This window comes from Paenibacillus chungangensis (genome assembly GCF_042675905.1).
Lineage (GTDB): Bacteria > Bacillota > Bacilli > Paenibacillales > Paenibacillaceae > Pristimantibacillus > Pristimantibacillus chungangensis.
Genome location: NZ_JBHTJZ010000011.1, coordinates 94451 through 112539 on the forward strand (window position 1 = coordinate 94451; position 18089 = coordinate 112539).

Annotated in this window: 18 protein-coding genes and 1 pseudogene; 10 read left to right on the top strand and 9 right to left on the bottom strand. The window is 51.8% G+C overall.

The genetic code is table 11. From position 1 onward, the window contains the following. Positions 1-78 precede the first annotated feature (78 nt). Entirely contained in the window at positions 79-1284 is a 1206-nt protein-coding gene (locus ACFQ2I_RS10060; protein WP_377563973.1) for a ParB/RepB/Spo0J family partition protein, read from the top strand. 139 nt (positions 1285-1423) lie between these two features. Here the strand turns inward: ACFQ2I_RS10060 and ACFQ2I_RS10065 are convergent, their stop codons facing one another. After that, positions 1424-3037 carry a Na/Pi cotransporter family protein gene (locus ACFQ2I_RS10065; RefSeq protein WP_377563974.1) on the bottom strand — a complete coding sequence of 538 codons (1614 nt, stop codon included), beginning with the start codon at positions 3035-3037 and terminating at the stop codon, positions 1424-1426. Positions 3038-3216: 179 nt separating this feature from the next. On the opposite strand from ACFQ2I_RS10065, the gene ACFQ2I_RS10070 reads away from it, so the two are divergent. Further along, positions 3217-3933 carry a DUF421 domain-containing protein gene (locus ACFQ2I_RS10070; RefSeq protein WP_377563975.1) on the top strand — a complete coding sequence of 239 codons (717 nt, stop codon included), beginning with the start codon at positions 3217-3219 and terminating at the stop codon, positions 3931-3933. A 163-nt stretch (positions 3934-4096) separates the two neighbouring features. On the opposite strand, the gene ACFQ2I_RS10075 is transcribed toward ACFQ2I_RS10070, so the two are convergent. The 3 genes from ACFQ2I_RS10075 to ACFQ2I_RS10085 are packed head-to-tail and all read right to left on the bottom strand — an operon-like array spanning position 4097 to position 6918. Then, the gene (locus ACFQ2I_RS10075; protein ID WP_377563976.1) at positions 4097-4474 is read right to left on the bottom strand and encodes a hypothetical protein; all 378 of its coding nucleotides are present in this window, start codon (positions 4472-4474) and stop codon (positions 4097-4099) included. 49 nt (positions 4475-4523) lie between these two features. Continuing rightward, entirely contained in the window at positions 4524-5381 is an 858-nt protein-coding gene (locus ACFQ2I_RS10080; RefSeq protein ID WP_377563977.1) for a metallophosphoesterase, read from the bottom strand. Positions 5382-5430: 49 nt separating this feature from the next. Beyond that, positions 5431-6918, bottom strand: coding sequence for a DUF4153 domain-containing protein (locus tag ACFQ2I_RS10085; protein ID WP_377563978.1), 1488 nt, complete (start codon positions 6916-6918; stop codon positions 5431-5433). A gap of 114 nt (positions 6919-7032) precedes the next feature. Here ACFQ2I_RS10085 and ACFQ2I_RS10090 point away from each other — a divergent pair, with 114 nt between their 5' ends. The 4 genes and pseudogenes from ACFQ2I_RS10090 to ACFQ2I_RS10105 all read left to right on the top strand — a co-directional run bounded on the left by ACFQ2I_RS10090 (position 7033) and on the right by ACFQ2I_RS10105 (position 10570). Then, complete coding sequence (locus tag ACFQ2I_RS10090; protein ID WP_377563979.1) at positions 7033-8853, top strand: ABC transporter substrate-binding protein; 1821 nt, start codon at positions 7033-7035, stop codon at positions 8851-8853. A gap of 83 nt (positions 8854-8936) precedes the next feature. Then, a complete protein-coding gene (locus tag ACFQ2I_RS10095; protein ID WP_377563981.1) occupies positions 8937-9365 on the top strand; it encodes a DUF2500 domain-containing protein in 429 nt (142 codons plus the stop codon). Positions 9366-9485: 120 nt separating this feature from the next. Further along, a pseudogene (locus ACFQ2I_RS10100) lies at positions 9486-10053 on the top strand (IS1595 family transposase); the annotation flags it as partial. A gap of 385 nt (positions 10054-10438) precedes the next feature. Beyond that, on the top strand, positions 10439-10570 hold the full coding sequence (locus ACFQ2I_RS10105; protein ID WP_377563982.1) for a hypothetical protein: 132 nt from the start codon (positions 10439-10441) through the stop codon (positions 10568-10570). Positions 10571-10724: 154 nt separating this feature from the next. Here the strand turns inward: ACFQ2I_RS10105 and hisJ are convergent, their stop codons facing one another. Continuing rightward, the gene (gene hisJ / locus ACFQ2I_RS10110) at positions 10725-11552 is read right to left on the bottom strand and encodes a histidinol-phosphatase HisJ (protein WP_377563984.1); all 828 of its coding nucleotides are present in this window, start codon (positions 11550-11552) and stop codon (positions 10725-10727) included. A gap of 178 nt (positions 11553-11730) precedes the next feature. On the opposite strand from hisJ, the gene ACFQ2I_RS10115 reads away from it, so the two are divergent. From ACFQ2I_RS10115 to ACFQ2I_RS10125, 3 genes are all read left to right on the top strand, one after another. Beyond that, positions 11731-12747 (top strand): peptidoglycan DD-metalloendopeptidase family protein, encoded by a 1017-nt coding sequence (locus tag ACFQ2I_RS10115; RefSeq protein WP_377563986.1) that lies wholly within the window; start codon positions 11731-11733, stop codon positions 12745-12747. After that, positions 12734-13132 carry a bactofilin family protein gene (locus tag ACFQ2I_RS10120; RefSeq protein WP_377563987.1) on the top strand — a complete coding sequence of 133 codons (399 nt, stop codon included), beginning with the start codon at positions 12734-12736 and terminating at the stop codon, positions 13130-13132. Before ACFQ2I_RS10115 ends, ACFQ2I_RS10120 begins: the two co-directional genes overlap by 14 nt. A gap of 79 nt (positions 13133-13211) precedes the next feature. After that, positions 13212-13658 carry a hypothetical protein gene (locus ACFQ2I_RS10125; RefSeq protein ID WP_377563988.1) on the top strand — a complete coding sequence of 149 codons (447 nt, stop codon included), beginning with the start codon at positions 13212-13214 and terminating at the stop codon, positions 13656-13658. Between the two features lie 252 nt (positions 13659-13910). On the opposite strand, the gene ACFQ2I_RS10130 is transcribed toward ACFQ2I_RS10125, so the two are convergent. Together ACFQ2I_RS10130 and chrA are read right to left on the bottom strand one after the other, a co-directional pair. Beyond that, positions 13911-14084, bottom strand: coding sequence for a hypothetical protein (locus ACFQ2I_RS10130; protein ID WP_377563989.1), 174 nt, complete (start codon positions 14082-14084; stop codon positions 13911-13913). A gap of 183 nt (positions 14085-14267) precedes the next feature. After that, entirely contained in the window at positions 14268-15482 is a 1215-nt protein-coding gene (gene chrA, locus ACFQ2I_RS10135; RefSeq protein WP_377563990.1) for a chromate efflux transporter, read from the bottom strand. 300 nt (positions 15483-15782) lie between these two features. Here chrA and ACFQ2I_RS10140 point away from each other — a divergent pair, with 300 nt between their 5' ends. After that, positions 15783-16439, top strand: coding sequence for an SIMPL domain-containing protein (locus ACFQ2I_RS10140; protein WP_377563991.1), 657 nt, complete (start codon positions 15783-15785; stop codon positions 16437-16439). Between the two features lie 102 nt (positions 16440-16541). Here ACFQ2I_RS10140 and ACFQ2I_RS10145 read toward each other — a convergent pair whose 3' ends face one another. Then, positions 16542-17147 carry a nitroreductase family protein gene (locus ACFQ2I_RS10145; protein ID WP_377563993.1) on the bottom strand — a complete coding sequence of 202 codons (606 nt, stop codon included), beginning with the start codon at positions 17145-17147 and terminating at the stop codon, positions 16542-16544. A gap of 26 nt (positions 17148-17173) precedes the next feature. Continuing rightward, positions 17174-18037 carry a VOC family protein gene (locus ACFQ2I_RS10150; RefSeq protein ID WP_377563995.1) on the bottom strand — a complete coding sequence of 288 codons (864 nt, stop codon included), beginning with the start codon at positions 18035-18037 and terminating at the stop codon, positions 17174-17176. Positions 18038-18089 lie beyond the last annotated feature (52 nt).

The window sequence follows — 18089 nt, forward strand, 5'->3', positions numbered from 1 at the left end:
CATGGAAGCCTCGTAATCTCGTATTTTGTTATAATGTAGAGATATGGTTCTTACCTAGCTACAGGAGGGATTTCAGCCGTGAATATTATACATATCGATATGAATCAAATCGACGAGGACAAGGATCAGCCCAGATATCAGTTCCAAGAAGATGCGCTGCAAGAGCTGATGAACAGCATACAGGAGATTGGGCTTCTGTCCCCGATCAAGGTAAGAAAACTGGAGAACGGGCGTTATAAGATCATTTACGGCAATCGCCGTTACAAAGCAAGCAAACTCCTGGGACTAGCCGCTATCCCATGCATCGTCTCTAGCGCGACGGATGAGATGGAAATCTATCTGGAGCAAATTGCGGAGAACTTGACACGGGAGAACTTCTCCCCTATCGAGGAAGCGGAAGCGTTCAACAAACTGCTCAATGATTCCAAGTTCCGCAGCTCGATCAAATTTCTGTCGGCTAAGCTCGGCAAGCCGGAGAACTATATTAAAAACAAGTGCGATCTGCTTCAGTTCAGCAACGCCGTCAAAAAACTCATCGTCAGCGGTACAGAAATCCGTAAGGACAGACTGACGGAGGAACAGCTGATGCCGCTGAAGAGCTTGCCAATGGAATATCGCGATACCCTCGCGCTTACAGCCGCCAGAGACGAGCTGCCTGTCAGCGATATTCGCAAAATCGCCAAGCTGTTCAAGGACAAGGCGATTTCCGAAGGCACGAAAGACAAGCTGCTGCTCAAGTCAGGCAGCGGTCTACTGGAGACTTGGTCCACCTATGAGCAGAATCGCAAAGAGAAAGCGAGGAAAGCGGAAGAGCAGGCGGAGCGAGTAAGGGATGCCGAGGAACAAGCGAAGCTCGCGGAGCAGCATTCCGCCGCTGCAGGGCAGCCCGCTGAAGCAGCGTCCCCTACAAGCGGCAACGCTCGCCGTATGCCAGACACGAGGACAGAAAGAAATGCAACCGTAATAAACAACCTCACGGAGCACAGTGTTCATGCGCACAGTGCTCATGCGCATAGTGCTGCTGACATGCGGCAGATTGCGGAGCCGTTCGATAGATCGCAGCTTAAGGGAGCAGCCACACTGCTAGGAGAGCTGCAGACTATGCGGACGACGATAGCCGCACATGGCGCTCTGTCGGATACATATGCCGCTATTCTGCAAGGTTCTGCGCCAACAGATCAAGGAGCGCTTAGCTTGGAAGCGGAGCAGTATGTGATGGAACTGGAGTTGTTGCTGGGCATATGGAAGAGAGCTTTGGCCAAGGCGACTAACGAACAAGACTAAGCAAGCAACCACTTCTGAGTCCAGTGCCTATGAACATAACAAGACGCAGCAAGGGCTGTCCTTAAGGTCGCAAGACCTGGGACAGCCCCTTTCCATTCATATGGGCATATGCGGTATAAGCATAAGCCTTACACCGCCATCACTCGTCGCGAAGCACGTATTGAGCAATGTTTTTGCTGTGGTCGCCCACACGCTCCAGATTACTCAAGATGTCGAGGAATATCGCGCCTGAATTGCCTGTACACAGATTCTGATTCAGGCGAGCGATATGCGCTTTGCGGAATTCCAGCTCCATCCGGTCAAGCTCCGCCTCGCCCTTGAGCGTGTCGGAAGCCGCCTCCTTATCTTTATGCTCCAGAGCGTACAACGCTCTGGACAACGTATGATCGGCCGCTTCCAGCATCATTTTCAGATCGCGCTCCGCTTCGTCGGAGAATTCTACTTTATTGTTGATGCTGAACTCCGTAAGCTCCACTATATTCTCGGCATGATCGCCGATTCGTTCAATATCGTTAATGGTATGCATTAAGCCTGATGCAATTTCGGACTCGCCCTCCGTCAGGCCGTTCTGATGAATCTTTACCATGTAATCCGTAATCTTGCGGTCAAGCTCGTTAACCAGTTGCTCCTTCTGAAGCGCCAGGTTAGCCGTCTTGCTGTCGCGCTTGAAGAAGAAGCTCGACGCATCGTTCAATGTCTCACGCGCCAGATTGCCCATGCGAACAATCTCATGCTGCGCTTGTCCCAGCGCGATCGAAGGGTTAGCCAGCAATCTGATATCCAGATACTTTGGTCTGAACTCCAGCTCTTGCTCCTTCATCGGAACCAGCTTCGTCACAATCCAGGCAAGTACGGATACGAACGGCAGGAAGATCAACGTGTTCGTGACATTGAAGAAGCCGTGCGCGTAAGCGATCTGCATCCGTATATTGACGTCTTCGCCCATCCATAGAACGACTTGATACACAAGATCCAATGCAAGCAAGAACAGAATGGTACCCAGCACATTGAAAATAACGTGCACAAGCGCTGCTCGCTTGGCCGCGACACTTGCACCAATGGATGCCAGCACCGCTGTAATCGTCGTTCCGATGTTGTCGCCGAACAATACCGGCAATGCACCTCTCAGCTGAATCATGCCCTCATCGGCAATTGTCTGCAAGATGCCAATCGTTGCGCTGGAGCTCTGCACGATTACCGTGAATACTGTGCCAACGATGACTCCCAGTATAGGCGAATGCGACAGGTCGACGATAAAGTCGGTGAATTCAGGCAGCGATCGAAGCGGCTTCAGTCCTCCCCCCATCGTCGAAAGCCCCAGGAACAGCGTACCGAAGCCGAATATGACTTGGCCAATATACTGTATCCGCTTTTTGTTGATGAAGAACAGAAGGAACGCCCCTACCCCAATAATTGGAAGGGCATACTCCTCAATTTTAATGCCTACGATAAATGCGGTCATCGTCGTCCCGATATTGGCGCCCAAGATAACGCCGATCCCTTGCCTTAAGGTCATGAGTCCGGCATTAATCAATCCGATAGCCATAACCGTTGTGCCTGTAGAGGTCTGGATAAGAATTGTGACGACAATGCCGACCAATACGCCTAACAAAGGGTTAGAAGTATACTTGGCCAACAATCCTCTCATCTTATCGCCTGCTGTCTTCTGCAATCCGTCCGACATATACTTGATGCCGAACAGGAAGATGCCGAGTCCCCCGACAAATTTAAAGATAATCTCCTGCCAATCCACCTGAAATCCTCCCGCCACACAAATCAGTTTTTCGCAATTCCTATACCATTATATAAGATTGAGTCGAATTTACAAATGTTTAATATGATCTTATTCAGCATAATTTGCGTCCATTTTGCAAATTGTAAGGATGTAAAAACTGGATACCCGTTATTATCATGAGCCAATGGGGGAAAACTATGCACTTCGTGAAAGATTCTCTGCTCGTTATTATTCGCATCTACACCATATTTCCGCTTATGTTGATCGTTGCGTTATTTATGGGAAGGCGTTCGATCGGACAGCTGCCTATCTTTGACTTTATTATCATCTTATCTCTCGGTTCCGTTATCGGGGCCGATATTGCCGATCCTCGAATCGAACATATCCATACTGCAGTCGCTATCATCTTCATCGGCTTGCTGCAGAAGCTGATCTCTTATTTCATGCTGAAGTATCGCAAGTTCGGGAAGCTGATCACATTCGAGCCCGTCATCGTCATTTACCAGGGCAAGTTTATGCACCACAATCTAAAAAAAATACAATACACGGTTGACGATATTTTACAGCTGGTCAGGGAATATGAAATATTCGATCCTGCTACAGTGGAGCTCGCGATACTGGAGGGCAACGGAGGCATAAGCATATTGAAAAAAGCAGGCAGTCAGCCGGCTACCAAACAGGATCTCGGCCTGAGCGGCAAGCAAGTCGGAATCGCCTATCCCGTTGTCAAAGAAGGACTTCTTCAAATGATTACGCTAAAGGAATTGGGGTACAGCCAGGAGTGGTTATTGAAACAATTAGAGCTCCGAGAAAAGAAGCTCTCGGAGATTTTTTTCGCTTCGCTTGATGAAAATGGTCAACTGACCGTAACGGAATACGGCAACGTTCCTGATACGCCGCCCGTCTATCATTGAATGTGGACACAAATCCATCATTTGTAATGTGATTGAAATATTACGAACATCGTCCTTTAACATTCAGGGGCTATACTAGAACTCGACCCCCTTTTTAATAATATAAAAAATTTGACCCGCAGCCCGTTGCTGCGGGTCCCTTTTTTTAGACAAGGAAAATCCCTTACGGCATCAATTGGCCATACTCTTCCGGCCCGCATGACCTTTTCGGCGCCCCAGTGTTGGATGCATACACTGCTGACCCACCCGCACGCGATTCCACCACTCCAGTGTTGGCTGCATACACTGCAGATCCGCCCTCACGGAATTCCGACACTCCAGTGTTGGATGCATACACTGCAGATCCGCCCTCACGCGATTCCACCACTCCAGTGTTGGATGCATACACTGCAGATCCGCCCTCACGCGATTCCACCACTCCAGTGTTGGCTGCATACACTGCAGATCCGCCCTCACGGGATTCCGCCACTCCAGTGTTGGCTGCATACACTGCAGATCCGCCCTCACGGGATTCCGCCACTCCAGTGTTGGCTGCATACACTGCAGATCCGCCCTCACGGGATTCCGCCAAAGGTGTCTCTAAGACTGCCCTAGAATGCCGGCGATGCCAGCTCTACAAGCACAATCTCCGGACGATTGAATAGGCGCTGGGGGAATACGCTGTTGCCTAATCCCCGATTAATGACAAGCGTCGAACCGTCCCTCTCGTGCAAGCCTTCCGACAGCTCCGGCCACATGCCTTGGCCCGGGGAGTAGACGCCGCCGATAAGCGGCAATCGGAATTGTCCTCCATGCGCATGACCGGCAAAGCTCAGATCAATACTGTGATCGGAATAGACATGGAACAGTTCTGGCCGATGGGACAGCAGAATGCTGTAATCTTCCGTTACCTCTCCCCCTATCGCTTCCCGAAGATGAGCCGTCATCTTGTCGACATCTCCGTCCTCCTGCCTGTTGAAGATAGGGTCATCCACCCCGATAAGGGAGATGTTCCCGTCGCCCGCCTTGATTCGCACTCGTTCATTGCGCAGCACATGTATGCCGAGGCCTGTCAGCTTCTTCTCCAGCTCCGGGAAGGTGCGAGACGCATATTCGTGATTACCTGCAGCAAAGTAGACAGGCGCGATCTCCGTAACCCCTCGCATCAGTACCATCGTCGCCTCTTCGTCATAATGACCGGCATCCACCATATCACCCGTCATGACGATAATATCCGGCTTCAGCCGCTTCACTTTGGACACGACCGGGTATTGGTCATTGGGATACATCTTGCTCTGCAGATCCGAGAGATGAACGATTCGATAACCGTCCAGCCCTTGCGGCAGCTCACTTGAGCTGACCGTGTAAGTCGTAATGCCGATATGATTGTTCTCTTCGTACAAGAACAGGCATAGCAGAATTAGAAATCCAGGTATATAAACGAACAACCATCGTTTGCCTCTGCTCATAAGCGTCCCTCCTCTCTCTTTCTACTTCTATAAGACGACGGGAGCTCCTTCACGGTCTCAGTCGCTGCCAAGAATAATTCCAAGACGCCCAATGCGCCCTGTCATCCGCATCTTCTGCGAGGTCCTCCAGCCACTCCTCTAGCTGTGCCAGATCAGGATGCTGCCGATGCAGCTCCATCATCGCTGGCGCCGCATCTGCAGACAAGGTGAGCAGATAGGACATATCAATCTCGCCGGACGCAGCATATCGCTCGGCATTGTTCTCCGCCACTCTGGCATCCAGATTCACATAGTTCATGATGACATAAGCGGCAATTGCGCCGCATAGATACGCTTTCGCCAGCGAGAAGCGATCCACCCATACCCGAATCAGGGCGGCGGCAAGCAGCAAGCCGAGGAAGATCATGAAGCCGTGCGCAAGCAACCTGGCAATCGTATAGCCATAAGCTTGTTCATACAGCGACAACCGGATATAAGCGCTCGCCAGCATGACGAAGGTGGAGCAGAGGAGCAGACTGAGCAACACTCTCCTTGCCAGCTCGCCAAGCGCTCCGGCGGGCAGAATAAAGTGCAGTCCCATCAGCAGAAGTCCCTGATTCATCAGGCTGAGCAAGACCAATTCGGCGAATCCTTGCCTGGCATACTCCGCATACGCCACACCCTCTGGCAGAAGCCCTTCCGCCGCGCCGAATAAATAAGAGAACTGGAGGAACGCGAACAGCGCGTATACGGCATTCACGCATATCAGCACCGTTCCTGCCGTCACTGCATTCATGCCGATCGCAGCCTTCTCCTCCTCTGGAGGTGCGGAAGGCGCTTGTCGCGGCTTGCCGGGGAAGAGTAAGCTCCACATGAAGCAGAAGAGGTAGACTGCAATCGCAAGAGCCGCCAGCATCCTTGCCACGACCGCGTCCAGGCCCGCTTGCTCCAGCACCTGCGGTATAGCATTGATCCACGATTGGAAGATGCCGTCCGCGGATGACAACAGCGCCACTATAATCAGAAGCAATGGAGCGGCGATCAGCATCCCTGACAGCACTTTCAGAATGTGGCTGCGTTCCTTGCCCTCCTCATCGCCCGCACGCAGCCAGCCGCCTAGTATCAAGAACGGTTCACGTATGTGCAGAACGGGCTGGACGAACAGCTGACGGATCATCTCTCTGTAGAATTTCAGGCGATGCCAAGGGACGGAGCCACCTTTGGTCACCAGCATCATTTGAGCTGTTACAAGAATGATTAGCACGATAGCATTTAATCGGTGAAAGAAGGGATTGCTGTACAGGACATAGGTCATCGACAGCAAAAAGATCGGGATCAGCAATAGCAAGCCCGATCGCAGCTGTCCTCTCCATCGCTCGAACCCGCCCAGACGGCCTTTCGCCGCATAGAAGAACATGCCGTATATACAGAGCAGATACAAGGGCACGGATACGCCCGTAGCTCTTCCTAGAAATAAGTATTGGCCGAACAGGCCAAGCAGAATAGCCAGCCACAACATCCCGTCATAGCGTTGCCGCCACGGTGCCGGATTTCGCATCATTCACACTCCTTGCCGCTTTATTCTTCTCTCTTTTTATTGTAACCTAGAAAACAAGAACAAAAAGTGCAAATTAAAAAATGGAAATTTCATATTTTAGAGGATGGTGAAACGATGAAGCTTCGGAGGCATTATGCGGCGCTAAGGCGTGCCTTCCCGGATGTGAGGGAGCAAGAGCCGATAGACGCGACAACCGGGCAGCTTGCCTCCATCGTCGAATGCACCCAGCGCAATATGGTCATCTTACTGCGTCGGATGGAGGAAGAAGGTTGGCTGAGCTGGCAACCTAACAGAGGCAGAGGCAAGCGCTCGCAGCTCCTGTTCCTCGCATCGCTAGACACCATCCTGCTGCAGCAAGCGAAGGAGCATGTGCAGAAGCAGGATCTCGCATCCGCACTTCGAATTGTCCAGGAGCTGGACGAGTCAGGAAGCCGGCAGCAGGAGCAATTCCGGGATTGGCTCTCCGGGCAATTCGGCTTCCGCTCCGAAGTGGAGGGCAAGAAGCGGCTGGACGTGCTGCGCTTCCCCTTGCCCCAGAGCATCGATACACTGGACCCCGCCGCCATTCACTATATCGGGGAATCCCATCTTGTCAATCAATTGTTCGATGGACTGGTCGCCATGGATGCCGCAGGAAGAAGCATTATGCCTCATCTGGCGCATGCATGGGAATCCGACACGGAGCGAACCACATGGACATTCTATCTGCGCAAGGGGGTCTCCTTCCATCACGGCCGCGAGATGACGAGCGCCGACGTCGTCTACTCCCTGAAGCGACTGCAGAGACTTGCACCCGACGGACTGTACAGCTGGGTATATAACGATATTGCCGAAGCGGTGGCGCTGGATGAGACGACTGTGCGCATTTGTTTGAAGCGGAGGAACGAGACGTTCCTCTCCTTCCTGACGACCAATCGCGCCTCCATCGTTCCGGAGGATCTGTGTGAAGCGGAGGCCAGCGCATTCGGCTCGAAGCCGGTCGGCACCGGTCCGTTCCGGCTGCTGGGCAGCGAGCGGAGTGTATGGACGCTGGAAGCCTTTCTTCCCTACTTCCAGGGGAGGGCGTTCCTTGACCGGGTGGAGGTATGGACGATGCCGGATTCCGTCTCCGTCGAATGGGAATCCAGCGAGCCACAGCATGAGAGGACATTCCAAGTGATGCACAATACTCGGCTGCAGAAAGGCGATAGCGGGCAGTGGCGGCAGGTGAGGCAATCCGGAACGACCTGCAAGTTCATCACCGTGAACGAGCTTAAGCGCGGGCCGCTCGCTGCGCCTGATGTGCGCGCCATCTTGAACCGCGCCATCCATCGCCCTGTTCTGCTAGACATGCTCGCCGGCGATGTGATCGAAGCCTCGTCCAGCTTCTGGAGCGAGCACGACGGCGATAACCGGATGGAGGAGTCCGAGTCAGCCGCCCCTTTCGACATCGGGCAGTTGCGGCGCGAACTGGCGCAGAGCTCATACGACGGCCAGCCTATCTCGATGATGACCATCTCGCAATATGCCGCCGATGCCAGCCTGATTGCCGGATTGCTGGAGAAGGCGGGGTTCAACGTGACGATCTCCATCGTGCATGTCGGCGCGTTCAAGGGAGCGGCGCGGATGGAGGCGGACTTGCTGCTGTTCGCCACCATGCTGGACGAGCATCGCGAGCTGCGGCTCATCGATCTGTACAAGAGCATGCAGCAGCATATGCTGCCAACGGCCAAGAGCAGCGTGGAGCGGTCGCTGCAGCGCATCATGTCGGAGCCGGATGTCAGGGAGAGAAGGAAGCTGTTCATCGGGATCGAGCGGCAGCTTCAAGAGCGGCACAGCCTTCTTTTTCTTTATCGCAAGGCACTGAAGACCGCCTTCCATCCCGCCGTGCGCGGCATTGCCCTGGAATCGCTGAGCTGGGTACGCTTCCGCGACTTATGGTTCAAGCAGGAATAAACAGGAGGTTCATGAAACAATTTGAACTGATGTGGCGTATAACTGTTTTTACACACTACCATGAATAAGGAGGTTCACACACTATGGGATTCGGTCCATTCGGTGGGGGATTCGGCTCCGCATTCTCCCTCTTTCAGGTCATGTTTTTTCTCGTGTTCGGCGTCATTATTGTGATGTTCGTAATGAATGCGGTCAAATACTTTCGCAATGCCAGCGCGCCTCAGGAGTCCACATTCGCCCGCATCGTATCGAAGCGTACGGAGGTGAGAAGCTCCAGCAACCATCACCATCATCATGACCACGTTCATATGGGCTCATCGTCGAGAACGTATTACTACATTACGCTGGAGTTCGATAACGGCTCGCGCAAGGAATACCTTGATGTGAAAGGATTGTACGGACTGGTCGTCGAAGGAGACTCCGGCTATGCGGCGGTGAAGGGCGACTGGATCATCGCATTTCAGCGGCAAGCAGGCGAACAGCCCGGCAGCGGGAATGGGAGCGGCTATTGAGTGCCGCTCTCCAACCGAGGTCACATCGCCTACAGCTCGCCATTCATCCATTTAAAAAAAGACTATGTTAAAGCTTAATGTTTATATTGAACAATTACGAACAAATGCTCTATAGTGAAGATGACATTGCTGTTCGGAGATGATTTACAAACCGATTTTAAGGAACTGCAAAAGCTTGCTGGTACGTTAGATGATAACGGCAAGCGAGAGCTTATCTACTTTTTGTAGTCACGAACAAAGGGTGTGGCGATTCCTGTTCCAGCAATTGATGAAATTCAAGAGCAGAAGCACAAAGATGGGCTTGTTTGTCCCCATTACAAAACCCATTCAGCAAAATGACTTACTCTGGTGTACTTGGACGTGGGCGTATTCGGACAACAAAATTGGATGAGGTGATTGTGGTCATCTATCTGACTCAAACGTGCTATACACTGATTCCTGGAGGGCATTTAGTTCCTATGCGAATTCAAAAAGGTTTGCTAATTACCGTTTCAAGTCCGACGGAAAACAACGTGTTAAAGGCGTGTACCATATCCAAAACGTAAACAGCTATCACACCCGCTTGAAGAAATGGATGGACCGCTTCAATAGTGTTACAACCAGATATTTGTAACATTATTTGGCTAGGTTTCGTTATATAGACAGCAAAGAATATGAGAATACCTCATCGAATAAGAAAATATGTTGGTAAAATCGTGCCTGTTTTCTGTGACCGACACAAACACCAAACTTCGGCTTGCTGCTTGTTCTTGTTAAGCTAACTGGCAGTTATGTTCAATAACGCTGGTTGGATATCCGCGTAATAAAGTGTGAGAAAAGCACAGGGGTGGAATATGGTTATAGAGGTCAAGTTAGGACTACTCTTGCTTATAGTCGCCTTAATTTGTACTGGTTGCGGTTTAAGCAAGACAGATGTGCTGGAACAGTTGGTTTCAAAAGAAGAAGGTAAATTCACAATGCAGATACTTTCGGCTTCACGAGATTGGGATTAAAAGGTAAACGGGGTGCATAATTCTGAACCAGCACTTCTTAAGTACATTTAAGAAGTGACAATACATTCGGAGAACGATAAATTGGGATGGTTTAAAGTATTAGGTCTTGAAGAAAAGCGTCCGATTATCCTTATCTTTGATGCCGAAAAGATTGTGTTCCATACAAATAATCCCGAGGAACTTAGAGAATTTGCCAAAACACTTGAAAAATAATGTCCTCCACTAACGAGAAATGATAGCTCAATAAACCGTCTTTCAACCAAGGCGGTTTTCATTTGGCTAAAAATCAACATTAACATTGCCTTAAAAAAAGAGGCGACGAGCATGCTGCTGGCCGTCGCCTCTTGCATTGGCGCTGTATACTGGACTATTCCGCTTCAGCTTCCCCCATCTGCTCCGCATACCATTCCCATCCGACGCCTACATGCTCCGGCTTGTGGGAATCGGAGCCGTATACGCAAGAGATGCCCAGCTTACGGCACTCAGCGAGGAACCACTCCGGCACATAAGGCTTCCCGCATGTCGGCACGCGTAGGCCTGCCGTATTCACATCAATTCCGACGCCCGACTTCGCAAGCAAGGGCAGAATGCGCTCCAGGCGCTGCCGAACGAGCGCTTCGTCAATCGGCGGCAGCTCGCGGCGGAATTTCTCGATCAAGTTGATATGGCCGAGCCGCTTCCTCATCGGTAATCCGGCGGCGAAGGCAATCGCCTCCTCCACATGGTCGTAGTACGCGTTCACCACATTGTCCATACTGCCATAATACGCAAGCAGATTGGTGCGGAAGTCCCCCGGTGTGAAGTCTATACATCGCATGCCGCCCACGCCGGGCAGGTAGTGAACCGAATAGACGACATCCTCCAGCTCAAGCTGCCACCGCTCGACGATCGCTTCCGTGTAATCAAGACCACCCTGCAAGTAGTCCAGCTCCAGGCCGACCGTAACCTCCAGCTTCCCTTCGTAGCGCTGCTTCATCGCCTTCGCATAGTTCATATAAAGGGGAAGCTCATCCTCCGGCATCGCCAGCTCCTTCCATAATGGCAGGTCTACGATCCAGCCCTCCGGCAGAGGAGGATGCTCACTGATCGTATAACGCTGGAATCCCAGCTCTATGGCGCGATCCAGATACAATTCTTGCTCCGCGTCGCTGCCATGATAACAAAATTTCGTATGCGTATGCCCATCCCATTTCATGCTCTGTCGCTTCCCTTCGATATATTACTATCGCTATAGCATAATTCCTACATCAAATGTACCATTAATCCGCTACTATTTCACCGATATGAAGGAAAATGCGGCTTATTGTCGAATAGATAAGAGCTGCAAATTAAAAAGAAACTTGAATGAACCTCATTAATCAAGGAGGAAAAGTATGAACTGGATGTCGAAACACTTCACATTCGTCATCATACCGGAAGGCAATCAATCAGTCAGACGCTACCGGTTGAACCGCTTGGCACTGATCCTAACCATATCCTGCATCCTTCTACTTGCGATATGCTCCGCTCTATTCATCTACTTATTCTGGGATCGATCCGATCGCGTTCAGAAGCTGTCCCTACAGCTGACATCGACCGAAGCAGATTACGAGCAGCAGCTTCAGTCCAAGAGAGTCCACATTGCAGCCTTGCAAGGTGATGTCTTGCAATTGACGCAGCAAGCGCAAAGCATCGAGAGGCAAATGTTCGAAATCGAGCAGCTGGAATCTCAGCTTAAAGAAATCGCCGGCATTAAGGAACCTGCTGTGCGCATTTCTTCAAGCGCTTACAATTCCGAGGAAAGCGGGCAAGGCGGTGAAGAGGTGCCTGTTCCTGTGCCAATGTCCACTGGTGGCGCCCTGACCGCCAGGACTATGGACAGCTACTCCCATATTCAGACCAATATCGAGGAGCTGGGCCCCAGTTTAAAATCCACCATCAACGCTCTGCTCAAGCACCAGCATACGATGAAGATTACGCCGACGATATGGCCCGCCGATTCACGCAAGATGACGTCGCAGTTCGGTTACCGCAGAGATCCCATCTCTGGCAGATCCTCACTGCATAACGGCCTGGACATCGGCGGCCGTCGAGGCGAACCCGTCTACGCCACTGCCGACGGAACGGTCACTTTGTCAGAGCGCACCTATCCGCATGGCAACAACATTATGATCGATCACGGCAGAGATATCGAGACCCGTTATCTTCATCTGAACGCAAGATATGTCGAGATTGGCGACAAGGTCGTGAAGGGACAGCAGATCGGAGAGCTTGGCAATACGGGGCGAAGCACCGGACCCCATCTGCATTACGAAGTCATCGTGAATGGCAGCCATGTGAATCCACTGCCTTATATTCAGGACGCCAGGAAAGATGCGAGCGAAGGAGAAGATATACATGTTCAAGAATAAAAGCGGCAAAGTCAATCCGGATACGACCGACACCTTAATCGGTGTGGGAACCGTGCTGGAGGGCACACTGAAGTCCCAGGCGGGAATCCGCATCGAGGGCACCGTCGTCGGCGACATCGTATCCAGCGGCGATGTCATCATCGGAGAGAGTGGCCGCGCCCAGTCCAACATCGCCGCACGAAATCTGATGCTGGGGGGACAGCTGGACGGCAATGCAGAAGTGACGGGCAAGCTGACGATATGTGCTACCGGGGTGCTGAACGGCAATATCTCCGTCGGTTCGCTTATTATTGAAGCAGGCGGCGCTTTCAACGGAAGCAGCAAGATGGCTGCCGCAACGAAGCAGGAGACGTCGGCGGTTAAACAAGAGAAACCCGCTAGTTGATCAACTTTTAACATCGCGCTTACATTGCACATACAATCTTTGTCTATACTAGGTCTATATCCCTTAGGAGGTATAGACAATGAATGGATGGCAGCGCAATATTGCGTTAATCATAATGGCAGCTCTCACCTTGACGGGCTCTCTCATAAGCCGACCGATAGCGGATGCCGCATCCACTGACCTGACACTGGAGAGGCAATCGGCAGAAGCAGTCTCGAATCGTCAGACGGTCCAGCCACTGGAGCGTATCGTTCTGAAAGATACGAGCATGCACGACAATCAGGCCTATATCGCGCTTGATGCGCTTATGAAGCAGACGGACGGCTTCATCTCTTACAACAATGAGAACGACACTGTCGATATCGTCATGAACGATATGCCGTTCTCCCTGCTGCTACGGGAGCAGGCGATCATGAGCAACGGTTATGAAATTCCCGGCGACTTCTATATCGCCGACAATGGCGACGTCTACTTGTCCGTGGAGCAAGCGGCGAAGCTAAGCAAGCTGAATTTGGCAGTTCGCTAACGGGTGCCATGGATGCTATTGGAGCGAATTTAGCCCCATTTTCTCCGGCCAATTAAGCTCGCTCACAACCGTTAGCGACTTGGCGGGAAGTCGGAACTGAAGCCGGATTTCAGCAACCGTTAGCGCGTTGAAGGGATGCCCGACGCATAGATAACAAAAAAAACCATGACTGGCAAGTGAAGCAAAAATGCTCTCCTCGGTCATGGTTATTCGTATTACAGCAATGCTTCTATGTAGAGACGGCTTTCTTCGTTACAAGTCTTCCGCATTTTTCAACGCATGATCCCAGCTGGGAAAGTAGAACAGTGCGTTTCTCATTAGCTCAGGATCGTGCTGCTTGACATATTTCTTGCTCAGCGAGCCTCCTGCCGTACGCATGTGCTTAATGCGCCGCAATACCTCATCCGGACCAAGAGTGTTTTCCATCGCCATGACTCCTTTCCTTAGATGGTTTCCTCAACAGTCTGTCTTAATTCGGCGACAATATACCTTCATGTCAGATCATATACTGGCATTCCGCTATTATCATCGCCCCGCAGAGAACTGCGTGCGCGAGTTGCCCGCCCCTTCAAGAGGACGAGCTGATTTCTTTTTTCTCTTATGGCATGGCTAGCCGATCAGCATGCCCCCCGCGGCTCCTGCCAGCACAACGAACCAAGGTGGCAGCTTCCAGTAGACCAACAGCAGGAATAGCGCAAGCGCCATCACGAAGTCCGCGGGTGTCGTCACCGAGCTCGTCCAGATCGGGTCATAGAATGCCGCCAGCAAAATACCGACGACTGCAGCATTCACGCCCTTCAGCACGCCTTGCACCTTAGGCAAGCCTCGCAGCGCGTTCCAGAATGGCAACGTGCCGACGACGAGCAGGAACGCCGGAAGGAATATCGCAACTGTGGCAATAAGCACTCCCCACCATCCGCCGGCAACAGCACCGATATAAGCCGCGAATGTAAATAATGGGCCGGGAACGGCCTGTGCGGCGCCATATCCGGCCAGGAACTGCTCCTCCGTCACCCATCCGGCAGGAATCGCTTCCCGCTCCAGCAGCGGCAAGACGACATGACCGCCTCCGAATACAAGCGAGCCCGAGCGATAGAAGCTCTCGAACATCGCCAGCCAGCCGCCGTCCGGCGCCCATATTCTGGCCAAAGGAAGAACGATTAAAAGCAGAGCGAATGTCAGCAGCGCAATAACGGCAGTAGTTCGCGTTACCGGGACGGCAGTCCCATGGGCAGCAGCAGACCCAGCTGCCTCAACAGCAGCAGCCTCTTCCACTCCCTTCTGTCCTCGGTAGAGCCATAATCCGATCAGTCCTGCCACAACAATGATGACGATCTGGGTAACCGAAGTCGGCAACAGCAAGGCTGCGGATACCGCCATAACCGCTATCGTCATCCGGCTTCGATCGGGCGTCAGCTTCTGCCCCATTCCCCATATCGCTTGCGCTACGATTGCGACTGCAACCAGCTTCAAGCCATGCAGCCAGCCTGCGTGCTGAAGATCCATTCCTTCCATGAGCAAGGCGAACAGCGCCAATGCAACCACGGACGGGAGTGTGAAGCCGAGAAAGGCAAGAAGTCCGCCTAGCATGCCTCCGCGCATAAGTCCGATGCCAATGCCGACTTGGCTGCTAGCCGGGCCGGGCAAGAATTGACAGAGCGCCACCAGATCGGCATAACTCCGCTCGTCCAGCCACTTGCGGCGCTTCACATACTCCTCATGAAAATAGCCCAGATGGGCAACAGGGCCTCCGAAGGAGGTCAACCCCAACCTTAACGAAACTCCGGCGATCTCCAACAACCGCCTGCCAACTGTATTACCCACGTCTCCATCCCCCACTTATCCCCGATACTTAAAGAGAATGGCCGCATCATGCGGTCACCCTCCTTGTCTCTTCGCATCTTATAAAAATATTGTAGCTTAAATCGTCTGATCATGAAAAGTATTGCTTATGTAAACGATCAAGCGTCTAATTATTCCCGTATACGATATTACCTGCTTAGGGTGAGCTGGAACAGAATGAGTGTGATACAATGAGCATAAAGTAGATTTGAAGACACAGCCTATTCGGCAGATGCCCGGCGTTCCAGCTCACTTTACTCTAATTGGAAGGGGAGATCGAGATTGACGAATAGCTTACATACAGACCGCACTCTTGAGAGAGATCGTTCATTCACCATTGAAGTTACGGGAGAAGGGATGGCCTCAGCAGCTCCGGATAGAGCTGTCATTGAACTAGGAACCGTCACAGAAGGCGAATCTCTCAAAGAGCTGCAGGAGAAAAATGATGCCGCCATCGCGACGATTCAGCAAGGATTGCAAGCACAGCAAATACCCCAAGATCAAATTCAGACGGTTACTTACTCCGTTCAGCCTCAATACGACTACTCGAATGGGCAACAAATATTCAAAGGCTATAAAGTGACGCACTTATTGCGCATTACGATCGATGATCTGGAGCAGATAGGACGTATCATTGATGAGGCCGTTACCAATGGAGCAAACTCTGTGTCCGGCATTACGTTCGTCAACCGCGATATCGAGCAAGTACAGCAAAACGCCCTTGCAGCTGCTATGAAAAATGCAGAAGCGAAAGCCATAACGATTGCGGAGTCGCAAGGTTTGTCATTATCCTCTATCCCCTGCCAAATTCAAGAGCTAACGGACGCTGCTCCTCCCGCAGTCTTCAAAGCAAGCATGGCTATGGAAGGAGGCCCCTCCATTCAACCTGGCCAACTGACCTACAATGCCGCTGTTCGTGTATGGTATGTATACGCATAAAACCCTGCCCGGTTGAAGAAACGAAACGTCTCTTTCACCCGGACAGGGTCTTACTGCAGCGAAGCTGCGGAGCTGCCAATGCAAACCTGAATTAGCTGGAATTTACTTGAAGTACTTCACGCGATCTTCCAGCGGCTTGAACTCCTTCGCGCCAGCTGGCGCAACTGGCTTGCCGAACGGCATCTGTGCGAGCAGCTTCCAGCTGGCGGGTATGCTCCACTCCGCTTTCACCGCATCATCAATGAGCGGATTATAGTGCTGCAGCGTAGCGCCGTAGCCCTCCAGCTCCAGAGATGTCCACACCACGAATTGGTGCATGCCGCTAGATTGCTGCGACCATACCGGGAAGTTGTCTGCGTACAGTGCGAATTGCTCCTGCAATCCCTTGATAACGTCCTCGTCCTCGAAGAACAGCACTGTGCCATATCCCGCTCCGAACATATCCATCTTCTGCTGTGTCGATTCGAAATCCCCCGCCGGAACAATCGCCTTCAGCGCATCCGTCGTCATGCTCCACAGCTTTTTATGATGATCTCCCAACAGTACCACGACGCGGGCGCTCTGAGAGTTGAATGCAGATGGCGTATGTTTTACAGCGTGATTGATAATTTCATGAAGCTTCTCGTCAGAGATGACCTGCTCATTGCTGATCGCATACAAGGAACGTCTTCCTTCTACTGCTGCATAAAAACCCCTTTGTTTTTCCATTACAAAATCCCTCCACTAAGTTGTTATTATTGTACAGATAGTTTGATCGCGAATCCCCATGGACTACTGGCCACCCAGCCATTACTTGACTGCCTCACTCCGACATCTGAACGCTGCAACCGCTCGACGGTGTCCATCAGCGCCGCATGATCCGGGAAAGTAATCGTAAAAGATGACATGCCCGTTGCATGATCGGGAATAGAGGGAGCGTGCAGTCCGGCCCATATATTCAACCCGATATGGTGATGATAACCTCCTGCAGCAAGGAACATGGCGCCCATACTTCTCATCATGTCCGCTTCTACGGAGAAACCGAGCGCATCACAGAAGTAGCGCTTCGCTTCAGTCATATCGCCAACATGGAAATGGACATGACCGATTGTCGTGCCGGAAGGAAGTCCTTCCCACTCATAACCGTCCGCTTCTTCCAGTAAGCTTTCCCATTCAATCGGATCCGTACCCATCTTCAGGCCGCCTTGGGCGTCATATTTCCATTCGGATCTTGGCCTATCGCGATAAATTTCAATGCCGTTGTGATCCGGATCGGACAAATACAGCGCTTCGCTAACGGCATGATCGGCCTGACCAATGGCTACGTCTCGTTCCATCAGATGCCGAGCCATCAATCCGAGATGCTTCCTCTCTGGCAACAATATGGCGAAGTGATACAAGCCGCTGAACGATCTAGGAGGCGTCACTGTTGCGCCTGGAACGGCTCGCAGTACGACTAACGTTGTTTGACCGTCTGCCGTCAGACTGGCGCTGTCCTCCCTTTCTTCCATCACCTGAAGACCGATAATGTCCTTATAAAATTGGATAGAACGCTTCAGATTACTCACCCGCAGTTCAACCTCGCCCAGAGCAATCCCGGGATGCAGCGTAGCCGACACGAATCATCACCTCAATCCACTTTTTAATGTTACTTACTATTTGTTATTAAGT

Bases quoted from the DNA above. Each gene is read 5' to 3' on its own strand.
- ACFQ2I_RS10145 (WP_377563993.1), bottom strand. From the start codon at position 17,147: ATGGAAAAACAAAGGGGTTTTTATGCAGCAGTAGAAGGAAGACGTTCC.
- ACFQ2I_RS10120 (WP_377563987.1), top strand. From the start codon at position 12,734: ATGTTCAAGAATAAAAGCGGCAAAGTCAATCCGGATACGACCGACACC.
- ACFQ2I_RS10125 (WP_377563988.1), top strand. From the start codon at position 13,212: ATGAATGGATGGCAGCGCAATATTGCGTTAATCATAATGGCAGCTCTC.
- ACFQ2I_RS10130 (WP_377563989.1), bottom strand. From the start codon at position 14,084: ATGGAAAACACTCTTGGTCCGGATGAGGTATTGCGGCGCATTAAGCAC.
- ACFQ2I_RS10115 (WP_377563986.1), top strand. From the start codon at position 11,731: ATGAACTGGATGTCGAAACACTTCACATTCGTCATCATACCGGAAGGC.
- ACFQ2I_RS10085 (WP_377563978.1), bottom strand. From the start codon at position 6,918: ATGCGAAATCCGGCACCGTGGCGGCAACGCTATGACGGGATGTTGTGG.
- ACFQ2I_RS10090 (WP_377563979.1), top strand. From the start codon at position 7,033: ATGAAGCTTCGGAGGCATTATGCGGCGCTAAGGCGTGCCTTCCCGGAT.
- ACFQ2I_RS10080 (WP_377563977.1), bottom strand. From the start codon at position 5,381: ATGAGCAGAGGCAAACGATGGTTGTTCGTTTATATACCTGGATTTCTA.
- ACFQ2I_RS10095 (WP_377563981.1), top strand. From the start codon at position 8,937: ATGGGATTCGGTCCATTCGGTGGGGGATTCGGCTCCGCATTCTCCCTC.
- ACFQ2I_RS10070 (WP_377563975.1), top strand. From the start codon at position 3,217: ATGCACTTCGTGAAAGATTCTCTGCTCGTTATTATTCGCATCTACACC.
- hisJ (WP_377563984.1), bottom strand. From the start codon at position 11,552: ATGAAATGGGATGGGCATACGCATACGAAATTTTGTTATCATGGCAGC.